The organism is Aeromonas sp. R2-2 (assembly GCF_040908355.1).
Classification (GTDB): Bacteria; Pseudomonadota; Gammaproteobacteria; order Enterobacterales; family Aeromonadaceae; genus Aeromonas; species Aeromonas veronii.
The window spans coordinates 1-14,165 of record NZ_JBFODQ010000066.1; the positions used below are offsets into that span (position 1 = coordinate 1).

At 66.7% G+C, this 14,165-nt stretch carries 6 protein-coding genes; all 6 read left to right on the forward strand.

Translation table 11 applies throughout. From position 1 onward, the window contains the following. Positions 1–1,472, forward strand: a 1,472-nt coding sequence (locus AB5Z09_RS13245; RefSeq protein WP_368195471.1) for a (2,3-dihydroxybenzoyl)adenylate synthase, incomplete at its 5' end; no start/stop codon positions are given. Positions 1,473–1,494: 22 nt separating this feature from the next. Next, positions 1,495–2,406 (forward strand): amonabactin biosynthesis bifunctional protein AmoB, encoded by a 912-nt coding sequence (gene amoB / locus AB5Z09_RS13250; RefSeq protein WP_368195472.1) that lies wholly within the window; start codon positions 1,495–1,497, stop codon positions 2,404–2,406. Further along, positions 2,403–5,504, forward strand: coding sequence for an amonabactin biosynthesis non-ribosomal peptide synthetase AmoF (gene amoF / locus AB5Z09_RS13255; RefSeq protein WP_368195473.1), 3,102 nt, complete (start codon positions 2,403–2,405; stop codon positions 5,502–5,504). Before amoB ends, amoF begins: the two co-directional genes overlap by 4 nt. Before the next feature lie 20 nt (positions 5,505–5,524). Further along, positions 5,525–6,274: an amonabactin biosynthesis protein AmoA gene (amoA, locus tag AB5Z09_RS13260; RefSeq protein ID WP_368195474.1), complete on the forward strand. Its 750-nt coding sequence runs from the start codon at positions 5,525–5,527 to the stop codon at positions 6,272–6,274. A gap of 14 nt (positions 6,275–6,288) precedes the next feature. Further along, complete coding sequence (gene amoG, locus AB5Z09_RS13265) at positions 6,289–12,555, forward strand: amonabactin biosynthesis non-ribosomal peptide synthetase AmoG (RefSeq protein WP_368195475.1); 6,267 nt, start codon at positions 6,289–6,291, stop codon at positions 12,553–12,555. Next, complete coding sequence (gene amoH / locus AB5Z09_RS13270) at positions 12,552–14,096, forward strand: amonabactin biosynthesis glycine adenylation protein AmoH (protein ID WP_043824960.1); 1,545 nt, start codon at positions 12,552–12,554, stop codon at positions 14,094–14,096. Before amoG ends, amoH begins: the two co-directional genes overlap by 4 nt. The last annotated feature ends 69 nt before the right edge of the window (positions 14,097–14,165 follow it).

Here is a 14,165-nt window from a genome sequence, read left to right on the forward strand (position 1 = left end):
GCCGGCTGGCCGCCAATCTTGCCCGCCACGGCCTGGGGGGGGGGGATACCGCGCTGGTGCAGCTCCCCAACGTGGCCGAGTTCTATCTGGTGTTCTTCGCCCTGCTCAAGGCCGGCATCGCGCCGGTCAACGCGCTCTTTAGTCACAGCCGGCTGGAGCTCCTCTCTTATGCCGAGCAGATCACTCCGCGCCTCTTTATCGGCTCGCTGGCCCATCCGCTGTTTACGAGCAAGGAGCGCGAGAGCGAGCTGCTGACAACCATAGGCGCCGAGCTGGTGCTGCTGGATGGCGATGGTGGGGAGCTGGGGCTGACACGCTGGTTCGGAGAGGGGGATGAGGGGGTCACCCCATCCGTCTCCTTTGCCCCGACCCCGGCGGACGAGGTGGCCTTCTTCCAGCTCTCCGGCGGCAGCACCGGCACCCCCAAGCTCATCCCCCGCACCCACGATGATTACCTGTACAGCGTGCGTCGCAGCAATGAAATCTGTGAATTGGGGCCCCACACCCGCTATCTGTGCGCCCTGCCGGCGCCCCACAACTTCCCCCTGAGCTCCCCGGGCGCCCTGGGGGTGTTCGAGGCGGGCGGTACCGTGGTGCTCGCACCCGATCCCAGCCCCATCAGCTGTTTCCCGCTCATCGCCCGCCACCGGGTCAATCTCACCTCGCTGGTGCCGCCGGCGGTCTCGCTCTGGCTGCAGGCAGCGGAAGCGGATCCCACCGCGTGCACCCAACTGGCGAGCCTCGACTTGCTGCAAGTGGGCGGCGCCAAGCTGGGGGAGGCGGTGGCCAGCAAGATTGGGCCGCTGCTCGGCTGCCGGCTGCAGCAGGTGTTCGGCATGGCGGAAGGGCTGGTCAACTACACCCGGCTGGACGACCCCGACGAGAAGGTGATCCATACCCAGGGCCGCCCCATGAGCCCGGACGACGAGGTGCGCATCCTCGATGAGGCGGGCAATCCGGTTGCCCCCGGCGAGCCTGGCGCCCTGCACACCCGCGGCCCCTATACCTTCCGCGGCTATTACCAGAGCCCGGCCCACAACGCCCGGGTGTTCGATAGCGAGGGGTTCTACTGCTCCGGCGATCTGGTGGTACAGGATGACGATGGTTACCTCACCGTAGTGGGGCGACAGAAGGATCAGATCAACCGGGGCGGCGAGAAGATCGCGGCGGAAGAGGTGGAAAACCAGCTGCTGCACCACCCGGCCATCACCCATGCGGCCCTGGTCTCCATGCCCGACAGCGCCATGGGGGAGAAGAGCTGCGCCTTTATCGTCAGCACGGATCCCGCCTTGAAGCCGCTGGCCTTGCGCAAGTTTCTGCGCGAGCGCGGGGTGGCGGACTTCAAGCTGCCCGACCGTTTCGAAACCCTGGACGCCCTGCCCATGACGGCGGTGGGCAAGATTGACAAGCAGGGGCTGCGGGCGCGCATTGCGCACGCCATCACCGCCAACCAGTCCCTGACAACAGCATAAAACTAAAAGGAATCATGACGTTATGGCTATCCCAACCCTGAACAATTACGCCATGCCCAGCCAGTGGAAGGCCAACAAGGTCAACTGGTCTCTGGATCCCAAACGCGCCACCCTGCTGATCCACGACATGCAGGAGTACTTCACCGCCTTCTATGGCGAAAACAGCCCGCTGATCGCGGCGCTCACCGAGCGCCTGGCCGCCGTGCGCAAGCAGTGCAAGGCCCTCGGCATCCCGGTCTTCTACACCGCCCAGCCCAAGGATCAATCCCCTGAAGATCGCGCCCTGCTTAACGACATGTGGGGCCCGGGTCTCAACAAGCGACCCGAGCAGCAGCAGGTGGTGGCAGCGCTGCGCCCGGAGCGTGACGACACTGTGCTGGTCAAGTGGCGCTACAGCGCCTTCCAGCGCTCCGAGCTGGAGCAGATGCTCAAAGCGCTGGGACGGGATCAGCTGATCATCGGTGGTATCTACGGCCATATCGGCTGCATGATGACAGCCTGTGACGCCTTCATGCGCGACATCCAGCCCTTCTTCCTGGCGGACGGGGTGGCGGACTTCTCCCTGGCCGACCACCAGATGGCGCTCGACTATGTGGCAACCCGCTGCGGCAAGGTGATCCGCTGCGAGGAGGTGCTGGCCCTTGCTCCGGCTTCCGCTTCTGCCGCCCAGCCCACCAATCCCTTGCTGACGTATGAGGGGCTCAAGGCGCGGCTGCTGAGTCATATCGACGAGGACGAAGATGAGTTTGACCCCGACGAGAACCTCATCGACTACGGTCTGGATTCGGTACGGATCATGGCCCTGCTCACCGAGTGGCGCGCCGCCGGGGTGGAGCTCGGCTTCGTGGATCTCGCCAAGCTGCCGACCCTCAACGGCTGGTGGCGCCTCATCGAGGCCAGGCTGGCAGCCCAGGCCCTGGAGGTGACCCCATGAACCGCTTCCCCTTGACCATCCCCCAGCAGGGGCTCTGGTCCGGTCATCTGCTCAATGACGACAAGGCGATGTTCAACACCGCCGAGTGCATCGCCTTCGACGGCAAGGTCGAGGCGGCCGTGCTAGTCGCGGCCCTTGCCAAGGCGGTGGGGGAGTGCGAGGCGCTCAAGGGCCACTTCGAAGACGATAAGGAGGCGGTCTGCTTCGTCTCGCATGAGCTGCCCCTGGCCTATGAAGAGGTCGCCCTCGAGCACGATGACGAGACGCTGGCCCGCGCCTGGGCCTGGGCCGATCTGCGCCGCCCGTTCGAGTTGACCCAAGAGGCGCCCTGCCGTTTCGCCCTGCTGCGCGGCCCCGGCCGCGATTACCTCTACAGCTGCGTGCACCACATCGCCCTCGACGGCTTTGGCACCACCTTGCTGTTCCAGCGCATCTCCGAACTGTATGCACAGGGGCTGGCCGGTGAGATGAACTCCCCATCCCCCTTCGGCTCGTTGGCTGAGGTGCTGGCAGAAGAGGCGAGCCGCGAGCAGAGCGGCAAGAACGCCGCCGCCCGCGCCTTCTGGCAGGAGCAGCTGCATGGCTGGCCTGAGGTGAAGTCCTTTGGCGAGACCCGCGCACCGATTGCCGCCGAATTTATCCGCGAGAGCCGTCCGCTGCCGGCGGCGCTGTGGCAATCCCTGACCGGCTTTGCCGACGAGCACAAGCTGGGCTGGCCCGATCTGCTGCTGGCCGGTCTCTCTGCCCAGCTGTCGCTTTCGAACGGCCAGGATAAGACCCTGCTCGGCCTGATGATGATGAACCGCATCGGGTCTGCCTCCCTGACAGTGCCCTGCATGCAGATGAACATCACCCCGTTGGCGCTGGCGCTCGGTGAAGAACTGGATCTGGCGGGGGCGGCCGGCGCCGTGGCCAAGGCCAAGCGCGGCGTGCGCAAGCACCAGCACTACCGCTACGAGCTGCTGCGCCGCGACCTTGGCCTGGTGGGGGGCGACAAGCGATTGTTCGGCCCCCTTGTCAATATCATGCCGTTCGATCACGCCCGCCGCTTTGGGCCGCTCAGTGCCCATATCCTCAACATCAGCGCCGGGCCGGTGGAGGATCTCACCATAGAGGTGCAGGTCGGCGCCGATGGCCAGCCCAGGCTGGATCTGGATGCCAACCCCGGCTGCTACCAGCAGGCCGAGCTGGCGACCATCGTCGATACTTTGTTCTCCCTGCTGGGCCGCTGGCTCGCCGAGCCCGCCCAGACCCTGGGCAGCCTCAAGGCAGATTGGCTGGCCGGGCAGCGGCTGGGAGCCATGATCACGGCTCCGGCTCACGAAGTGATCAAGGTGCGCCCCGTGCTGGACGCGCTCTGCCACTTCGCCGCCCAGACCCCGGACAAGATTGCCTTGATTCAGAGCACGGTGCAGGGAGAGGTTCGCTTCAGCTACGAGGCGCTGCTGGCCAGAGCCGAACAGATGGCGGCCGCCCTGCAGGCCGAAGGCGTCGCCCCCGGCGACAAGGTGGGGGTCATGCTGGCCCGCACCCCCCAGGCCATCTTCGCCCAGCTTGCGGTACTGCTGGCGGGCGCCGTCTACGTGCCGCTCGACCCCGAGCAGCCGCTGGAGCGTCAGGGCCATATTCTGCGGCTGGGGGAGGTCAAGACCCTGATCACCCAGGCCGAGTACCGTCACAAGCTGGCCAGCCTGTTTGAGGGGCGCACGCTGCTGGCGGGGGATCTGGTGAGCGATGATCGGCTCAACCAGCCGGCCGCCGGCCGTGCCGTCGCCTACCTGATGTTCACCTCGGGCTCGACCGGCCTGCCCAAGGGGGTGGCGGTGAGCCACGGCGCGCTGGATCACTTCGCCGCCGCCGCCCGCTGCCGCTATCACCTGGATGAAGAGGCGCGGATGCTGCAATTCGCCCCCTTCAACTTCGACGCCAGCATCGAGGAGGTGTTCGCCACCCTGAGCGCCGGCGCCACCCTGGTGCTGCGCACCGACGCCCTGCTCGAATCCATGCTCGCCTTTGCGGCCGGGGTGGAGCAGATGGGGATCACCCACCTCGACCTGCCCACCGCGTTCTGGAACGAATGGGTGGTGGCGCTGACGGCGGGTCAGGCCCACATTCCTGCCGGGCTTACCACCGTCATCATCGGCGGCGAGGCGGTCTACCCCGAGCAGCTGGCCCAGTGGCAGCGCCAGGGCCGCTCCGATGTGCGCCTGTTCAACACCTACGGCCCCACCGAGACCACAGTGGTGGTGACCACCCAGGAGCTGCAACAGGAAGACCCGAGCCAGGCCCAGTTGCCCATCGGCCTGCCGCTGCCCGGCATGCAGGCGCTCATTCTGGGGGCGGGGGAGCAACCTGCCGAGGAAGGAGAGTTGGTGCTGCTCGGCCCACAACTGGCCAATGGTTACGTGGGCGGTGTGCAAGGGAGCTTTGGCACCCTGCGGGTTGGAGCGGAGCTGATGCCCGTCTATCGCACCGGCGATCGGGGGCGCTTGGTGGCCGGCCGGCTGGTCTACCTCGGTCGGCGCGACAACGAATTCAAGATAAGCGGCTATCGCATCCAGCCCGGCGAGGTGGAGGCCCAGCTGCTGGCCCTGCCGGGGGTGGACGAGGCGTGCGTGCAGGGGGTGAGCATCGGCAGCGTGCGCCGACTGGTGGCCTTCGTGGCGGGGGCGGAGCGCGACAGCCGGGTCATCAAGGCGCAGCTGGCTAGGGTGCTGCCTGCCGCCATGATCCCCACCGACTATCGCCACTATGACCAGCTGCCCCGCACCGGCTCCAACAAGCTGGATCGCAAGGCCCTGCTCGCCGCCTACCAGGCGGGCGGCGAAGCCCTGACCCTGGGCAGCGAAACCGAGAACCGGGTCGGCGCCATCTGGCAGCAGATCCTGGGGCTCGCCACCATGGCGCCGACCGACAACTTCTTCGAACTGGGGGGCCAGTCCCTGCAGACCATCCAGATCATCAACCGGCTCGGCGCCGAGTTCGGGGGGCAGGTCAAGGTCTCCGACGTGTTCGATCATCCGCGCCTCGATGACTTCTGCCGTTTCCTCGACGGCCTGCTTTCCGAGGACGAAGAGAGTGTGGAGATGCTGTGGTGATTGATAAGGAGCAACAAGCAATGGCCTTTGATTTCACTGGCAAGCGGGTCTGGGTGACCGGAGCAGGGCGCGGCATCGGCCGCGAGGTGGCGACGCAGTTCGTGGCAGCCGGCGCAATCGTTGTGGGGCTGGATCTAGCGTTTCCCGAAGCAAACTACCCCTATGCCACCCGGCTGCTCGATATTGGCGACTCGAAGGCGGTCAACGCCTGCTGCGCAGCGCTGCTGGCGGACGGCGGGCTCGATGTGCTGGTGAACGGGGCCGGGGTCTTGCGCCTCGGCCCCACCGACGCCCTGAGCGATGACGACTGGCACGACTGCATGACGGTCAACGCCAGCGGCGTCTTTTATCTGCTGCGGGCCTTAGTGCCCCACTTCAAGGGACAGCAGCGCGGCGCCATCGTCACCATCGGCTCCAACGCCGCCCATGTGCCGCGCATGCAGATGGCGGCCTATTGTGCCTCCAAGGCGGCGGTCACCAGCCTGACCCAGACGGTGGGGCTGGAGCTGGCCCCCTTCGGCGTCCGCGCCAACCTGGTGTCGCCGGGCTCGACGGATACCCCCATGCTGCGCGGCATGCTGCCAAGCGAGGAGGCAATGGCCCGCACCATTGCCGGGTTGCCGGAGCAATTCAAGCTCGGCATCCCCCTGCGCAAGGTAGCCACCCCGGTGGAGATCGCCCATACCGTCCTCTTCCTGGCCTCGGATCTGGCCAGCCACATCACGCTGCAGGATCTGGTTGTCGACGGCGGCGCCACCCTGAGTGCCTGAGGCTTGAGAAACAGATGAACAATATGATTTTGCTGTTAAAACAGCTGGAACGTCAGGGGGTCAAGCTGGCTCTGAACGACAAGGGCCAGCTTATCTCCCAGTCGAGCAAGGAGGCGGTGACGCCGGCCATCGGCGCCACCATCAAGGCTCACAAAGATGAGCTGGTGCGTTGCCTGGCGGCCCGTGTCGCCTTTGAGGCGCCCATCGTCGCCGAGGGGGCCTTGCAGGGGCCGCTCTCATCGTCCCAGAGCGGGCTCTGGTTTATCGAGCAGTACGAGGAGGCCTCCCACCTCTACAATATGCCGGTCTATTTTCGCGTCAAGGGAGAGCTGGACACGGCGGCGCTGGAGTTTGCCTTCGACCACCTGTTTGCCCGCCACCCCAGCATGCGTACCCGCTTCATCAAGGACGAGGCGGGCAGGGGCGCCCAGGAGATCCTGCCCCACGTGTCCTTCAAGCTGCAGATTGAGGACGTGAGCGCAGAGCCCGCTGCCGAGCGGGAGGCCTATGTGGCCCGCCGGGTGCGCGAAGAGATAGGCCGCCCCTTCTCCCTGACCCAGGGGGATCTCAGTCGGGTGCACCTTATTCGGCTGGGCAGCCACGAGCACGTGCTGCTGATCACCCAGCACCACATCATCTCCGACGGCTGGTCGGTCAAGAACATGTTCGCGGATCTCAAGCGCGCCTTTCTTGCCCACCAGAACCGCGAGCCTCTGCAGGTGAGCGAACTGCCGCTCACCTACATCGACTATGCCCGCTGGTTCAACTCGGACCGTTTTCTCGATTATCACGCCGAGTTCAAGCCGTTCTGGGTCGACCGGCTTGGTGGCAGCCCCGAGGTGCACGGCCTGCCGCTCGACAAGCCGCGCCCGGCCCATCAGGACAGCGGCGGCGAGCTGGTCTTCTCCACCATCGACAACACGCTGTGGGAGAGCTTCAAGCGCCTGTGTCAGCGCCACAGCACTTCCAACTTCATCGGTCTGCACGCCCTGTTTGCATTGCTGATGGTGCGCCAGAGCGGCGAGAAGGAGGTGGTGATCGGCACCCCGCTCGCCTATCGCGAGCGTCACGAAATCGAGTCGCTGGTGGGCTTTTTCGTCAATACCCTGGTGCTGCGCACTCAATTCAGCGGCAAGCCCAGCTTTGTCGATTATCTGCAGCAGTGCCGGGAGGAGGATCTGGCGGCCTTCGATCACCAGCTCTACCGCTTCGAGGCGCTGGCCGAGGCCATCGGCGCCGATCGCACCACCGCCATCAACCCCATCTTCCAGATCATGCTGGTCTATCAGGCCAAGGTGGACTTCAACGATCTCATCCCCGGCTGCCAGCTGGTGGAGGAGACCTCGCCGGTGCTGCCGGCCAAGACCGACATATCGGTCAAGGTGACCGAGCTGATGGACTCCGTCAGGGTGGACTGGCTGTTCGCCACCTCCCTGTTCGAGCGAGAGACCATCCAGGCTTATGCCGATCGCCTGCTGCACCTGATGCGCGCCGTGGTGGCGGCCCCCGAGACCGACATCTGGCAGTTGCCGCTGGAGGCGGGCACCGACCAGGCCGCGCTGGCCGCCGAGCTTGCCGACTTGCCGCCGGATTACCCGAGCCGCGACACCCTGCTCTGTCATATCGAGCGGCGCGCTATTCAGTTGTCGGACGCGTTGGCGGTCAGCGACGGCGCGCAATCGTTGACCTATGGCGAGCTGGAGGTGCGTGCCAACCCGCTGGCCCACTGGCTGCAGGCTCAGGGCGTCACCCCGGGCGCCGCCATCGGCATCCAGGCCAGGCGCGATGTGGCCTTCGTCATCGCCCTGCTCGCCTGCTGGAAGGCGGGGGCGGCCTATGTACCGCTCGATCCTGCCTATCCCGCCGAGCGGCTGGCCCATATCCTTGGCGATGCATCCATCAGCCTGGTGCTGGGTGGCGTGCCGGATCCGCGGCTTGGCGAGGCGCTGGCGGGCACGACTGCCGAGTACCACGATCTGCACGGGCTTGCGCTGGACAAGATGCCAACCAGCACGCCCGCACTGCCTCGCGACGCCGCCATGCTGGCCCAGATCATCTACACCTCCGGCAGCACCGGCTTGCCCAAGGGGGTGATGGTGGAGCAGGGCAGCCTGGTCAACCTGATGGCGGATCACGGTGAGCGCATCGCCCTTGATCAGAATGGGGCCATGTTCAACTGCATGTCCCTCTCGTTCGATGCAGGCAACATGACCAGCTTGCTGCCCCTGTATTGCGGCGCGGCCCTGCACTTCGGCGAGCCGGGCGAGGGGGTAATCGGTGCCGCGATCGCTTGCGGTGCCAGCCATATGATTTTGCCGACCGCCTTGCTCGCGAACCTGCTGCCACCGACGGATCTCGGTTCCCTCAAGGCCATCGGCTTTGGCGGCGAGGCGTGCCCGAGCAGCCTGGTGGAGCGCTGGGGGGAGCGGGTGGCGCTGTTCAACATGTACGGCCCGACCGAGTGCACCGTCACCGCGCTCTGCGCGCGGCTCACCCCGGGGGCGTCCATCACCATAGGTCGCCCCGTCAACAACCTGAAGGCGCTGATCCTGGACGAGGCGGGCAACCTCTGCCCGGTGGGGGTCCCCGGCGAGCTCTGCCTGGCGGGGCTGGGGCTGGCCCGCGGCTACCTCAATCTGCCGGCGCGCACTCAGGAGGCCTTTATCGAGCTGGCCTTTGATGCAACGAATGGGGAACGTACCCATCGCCTCTATCGCACCGGCGATCGGGCCTTGCTGCGCCGCGATGGCAACATCCAGTATCTGGGCCGGATAGACGAGCAGATCAAGCTGCGCAGCTATCGCATCGAGCCGGGGGAGATAGAGACCCGGCTTGCCGAATTGTGCCCGGCCATTCGCCAGATCAAGGTGGTGGTGCAGGAGGGGCGCCTGCTCGCTTACGCCTGTTTGCAGGCCGGGGCGAACGAGCCCGACGGCGATGCCCTGCTGCAGCGGGCCGGCGAGTGCCTGCCCGAATACATGGTGCCGGCGCGCCTCTGCTGGCTGCCCGAGATGCCGCTCACCCCCAACGGCAAGCTGGACTTGCGCCGCCTGCCCGCCATCGTCTGGCAGCAGAGCAAGGGCGAGCCGCAAAACGAACTGGAGCAGACCGTACTCGCCATCTGGCAAGGGGTGCTCAAGCAACCGCTCGGGGTGGAGGATGACTTCTTCCGCTTAGGCGGTGACTCCATCCTCAGCATCCAGCTCACCACCCGGCTGCGGGATGCGGGACTGCACTGCAGCGTGAAGGACGTGTTCGAAGCCAAGACGGTGCGCCGCCTCTGCCGCCAGCTCGGCCAGCAGCAGGCAGTCAGCCACAGGAGCGAACAGGGCAGCCTGACTGGCGAGTTCCCGCTCCACCCCATTCAGCACTGGTTCTTCGAGCAGGGCTTTGCCAAGTCCGGTCACTGGAACCAGGGGGTGATCCTGCGCCTGCCGGCTGGGGTGGACGATGAGGACCTGCGCGGCTGGCTGGGTGCCCTGCGCCAGCACCACGATGCCCTGCGCCTCGCGGTGACCCCGACCGGTCAGCGCTACCTGGCCGAACTGCCATTGCCACCGCTGCCGACCCTGGATGCTGCCAATCTCGATGAGGCCGAGCTGCAGGCCCGCCTGACCGAGCTGCAGGGGGATCTCGACCCCGCCAGAGGCCACACCCAGGCCTGGGCCCGCCTGCGCAATATCTCCCTCAAGGGCGAGTGCGAGACGGTGGAGGGGCTCTTCCTCGCCTTCCATCACCTGGTCATCGATGCGGTCTCCTGGCGCATCCTGGCCGAAGATCTGGCCCGGGTGAGCAGGGGCGAGCCGCTGCCCGCCAAGGGGAGCAGCTATCGCCAGTGGGGCGAGGGGCTGGCGGCCTACGCCAAACGGGAAGAGGATCAGCTTGGCTTCTGGCTGGCTCAGGGGGAGGGCTGCCAGGGTCACCTGCTGGAGGTGGCGCGCGCCGCCGATGGCCGCGCCGCCGCCAGCCTGCTGCAGCTGAGTCAGGAGACCACGGCTCGTCTTATCGACACCGCCAACCAGGCTTACTTCACCCGGGTGCCCGACCTACTTCTGGCGGCACTGACCCGTACCCTGAGCGAGCAGGGTTATGGCAGCCGTCACTGCGTGATGCTGGAAGGACACGGCCGTGAGGCCATCGATGCTGAACTCGACGTGAGCCGTACCCTGGGCTGGTTCACCAGCACCTACCCGCTGGCGCTGGCGGATGCCGGGGCGTGGGATGCGCTGGTGTGCGCCACCAAGGAGCAGCTGCGCGCCGTGCCGGACAATGGGGTGGGCTTCAACGCACTGCGGCTGCACCATCCCCGTGGGGCCGAGCTGCCCAAGGCCCTTATCGTCTTCAACTACCTGGGGGTCAGCCATCAGGGCGAGGCCGCTCAGCCTTGGCAGCCTCTGCCGATGGTACCGGGGGCCCCCACGTCCCCTGACAACCTGCCGCGGGAGCTGGTCAGTCTGCACGGTGGCGTGTTTGATGGCCGCCTCACCCTGCGCCAGGTGGGCGCCCTCCACCAGCAGGCGAGCGACGCCCTGATGGTGCGGCTGGCGGACAACCTGGCGGCGCTGGTGGATCACTGCTGCACGGTGAAGGTGCCGCGTCACACCCCGAGCGACTTCCCGGGGCTTGGCCTCTCGCAAGCCGCGCTCGAGCGGGTGCTGAGCGGACGCGAGGTGGAGACCCTGCTGCCCATGACCTCGCTTCAGCAGAGCATGTTCCATCACAGGGCGCTGCTGCCCCGGGATCACGCCTATCACCTGCAGACCGAGTTTGACTATCACCAGCCGCTGGACGTGGCGGTCTACCGTCAGGCCTGGCAGGGGCAGATCGCCCTCTGGCCGGCCCTTCGCAGCGAGCTGGTGCTGGCGGACGGGGTCGCACTGCAGCGCATCCTCAAGCTCGCCGAGTTGCCATTTCACTATGAGGACTTGTCTGAAGTGGGAAATGCAGAGGCACGGGTCCAGGCCTACCGCCAGCAGGATCTGGCCCGCCCGATCCCGCTCGAGCAGGCTCCCCTGCTGCGCCTTACCTGCTTCAAAGTGGCCCCCGATCACCACAAGGTGATCTTCAGCGCCCACCACAGCGTGCTGGATGGCTGGAGCGGCCCTGTGTTGCTGGGTTCCTTGCATCGCGGCTATCAGGCGCTGATGAACGGCCTGTTGCCACAAGCCGAGCCGGATACCACCTGGCTCGAATTTGGCCGCCATATCGCCAGCCAAGCCCGCAGCGCCGACGCCTATTGGCAGGGGCGGGGCGAACTGCTGGCAACGCCCAACGATCTCGCCTGCCTGTTCGGAGTGACGCTGGACGCTAGCTCAAGCGGGCGCCATACCCAGCAGCGACCGGCGGTGTGCGCCACGGCGTTGCTGGCCGAGGTGGCGACCTTGCTCGCGAGCCGTGCCCGCGAGCTTGGCGTGACCGCGGGCCTGTTGGCCCAATATGCCTGGCACCGTCTGCTGGCACGCCGCTCTGGCGATGCCGTCACCTTGGTGGGCAACGTGACCCCAGGCCGGGATTACCCCATCGAGGGGATCACCGCGAGCGTCGGGCTCTATATCAACAGCCTGCCGTTGGCGCTTGAGTGGCGCACCGAGCTGACCCTGGCCGAGCATATCGCCCGGTTGCAGGCCGACCTGATGGCGCTCAACGAGCACGGCATCCAGTCGCTGGCGGCACTGACCAAAGGCCGGTCGCGTCTGTTCCAGAGTCTGTTCGTGTTCGAGAACTACCCCATGCCGGCGGTCCCTGTCGCCCCCGAACCTCACCAGCTGGTGCCGCGCTTTGGCACCGTGGTGGAGAAGGTGGAGCTGCCTCTCTCCCTGGTGGTCAGCAGCCGAGGTGAGACGCTCCAGCTGCGCCTCGAGTTCGATGGCGAGCAGATCCCCGAGGCACGGGCAGAGGCGGTGCTGGCTGACTGGTTGGCCGAGCTCGACTGGCTGGCGCAGGCGGATCTGAGCCAGCCGGCCAGAGTGGCGGTGGTACAGTCCCCGGTGATGCCGCAGGTGGCCGCCACCAGGGCGGAGCCCGGCCTGGCTCTGCCGCCGGCCGAGGCCCGCGAGCTGGTGGCCCTGTGGGAGCGTCTGTGCGGCGTGCTCGGCATCTGGCAGCAGACCCTGTGTGAACTCGGGGTGGATTCGGTGCAGCAGCTCGCCCTGCTGGCGGCCCTCAACGAGGCATTTGGCCAGGATCGGGCGCCACTTACCCTGCAGATGCTCAAAGCCCACCCATCCCCCAGCCGGCTCTATCGGCATTGGCTGGTGCGCCAAGCGGAGGCCGCGCTATGACGATGACCATCAAGCATGAGGCTCCGCTCGTGCAAACCCGGCCAGCCCCCCGTGAGGGGGCGGCCAACCTGGGTGCGCGGCTGGCGGCCTGTCTGGCCACCAGCCCGCTGGCCCACGCCATCCGTATGGGCGGGGAGGGCATCAGTGAGGGCGGATCAGATGAACAGTGGCTCAGCTACGGCGCGCTCAATGCCAGGGTCGGCGAGATTGCCGCCCGATTGCAGGGGCTTGCGGTGGGGGAGCGGGTCGGTCTCTATCTCTCCCGCGGCCCCGATCTGGTGGCCAGCCTGCTGGCTTGTCTGCGCCTCGGGCTCACCTTCGTGCCCCTTGAGCCGGACTTTCCGGTGGAGCGGCTGCTGGGGATCGCCCGTCAGGCGCGCCTGTCGGCGGTGATCTGCGACGGCGATCGATCGGTGCCCGCTTTCGGCTGTCCGCTGCGTACCCTCGACGGGCCGGCAGCGGCAGGGCCGGTCTCCTGGCCTCAGGTGGATGACGCCCTGGCTGCCTACATGATGTTCACCTCGGGCTCCACCGGCGAGCCCAAGGGGGTGGTCATCAGCCGGCGGGCCCTGCTCTGCTTCCTCGACGGGATCCGCGAGCGGCTCGGCCTCTCACCGAGCTGCCACTGGCTCTTCATCACCACTCCGGCCTTCGACATCTCCCTGCTGGAGATGCTGGGGCCGCTCTGGGGCGGTGGCCGGCTGACGGTGGCCGATAGCGAGCACAACAAGGATCCGCTGGGGATTCTGATGTTGCTGGAGGCAGACCCCTCCATCAACTGGCTGCAGGCCACCCCGGCCTGCTGGCGCATGCTGCTCAAGGCTGGTTGGCAGGGGCGTAATACCCTCACCGCCCTGTGCGGTGGCGAGGCGCTGGACCCAGGTCTGGCCGAGCAGCTCTGTGCCCGCACCCGGCGACTGTGGAACTGCTACGGGCCGACCGAGGCCACCGTCTGGTCGTTGGTGAGCGAGGTGCGCTGGCCACCGACTGATGGTCAGATCACCATCAGCCACAGCCTGCCAGGCTATCGGCACTGGGTGCTGGATGAAGTGGGGCAGCCGGTGGCAGAGGGGGAGTGCGGCGAGCTCTGCATCGAGAGTCCGGCCCTGTGCGAGGGGTACTGGCGCAAGCCGGCCTTGACCAGCGCCGCCTTCCTGCGCCTTGCCACCCATCGCCTCTATCGCACTGGTGATCGGGTGCGGCGGCTGGGGACGGACAACTTCCTCTATCTGGGGCGGCGCGACGATCAGGTTAAGCTGCGCGGTTTTCGCATCGAGCTCGGCGAGGTGGAGGCGGGGCTGCGCCGCCAGTCCGGGGTGCAGGAGGCGGCGGTGCGTCTGGTGGGCGAGGGGGATGACGCCATGCTGGTGGGTTACGTTGAGGCGAAAAGCGGGGTGACCCTCAACCGGCTGGCCTTGCGCAAGGGGCTGCAGGCGACGCTCCCGCACTACATGGTGCCGGCGCGGCTCATGCTGCTGGATGCCCTGCCCAAGACCGGCAGCGGAAAATTGGACAGGAAAGCGTTGCCACTAACTAAATAGGGCGACTTGAAAGCGCCAAACGTCCTGTCCAGAAATAGGCTTACACATTTTCGTCTGGCATTTCTTCAC

Excerpts from the sequence above, each read along its gene's own strand:
- amoB (WP_368195472.1), top strand. The coding sequence starts at position 1,495 with ATGGCTATCCCAACCCTGAACAATTACGCCATGCCCAGCCAGTGGAAG.
- amoF (WP_368195473.1), top strand. The coding sequence starts at position 2,403 with ATGAACCGCTTCCCCTTGACCATCCCCCAGCAGGGGCTCTGGTCCGGT.
- amoA (WP_368195474.1), top strand. The coding sequence starts at position 5,525 with ATGGCCTTTGATTTCACTGGCAAGCGGGTCTGGGTGACCGGAGCAGGG.
- amoG (WP_368195475.1), top strand. The coding sequence starts at position 6,289 with ATGAACAATATGATTTTGCTGTTAAAACAGCTGGAACGTCAGGGGGTC.
- amoH (WP_043824960.1), top strand. The coding sequence starts at position 12,552 with ATGACGATGACCATCAAGCATGAGGCTCCGCTCGTGCAAACCCGGCCA.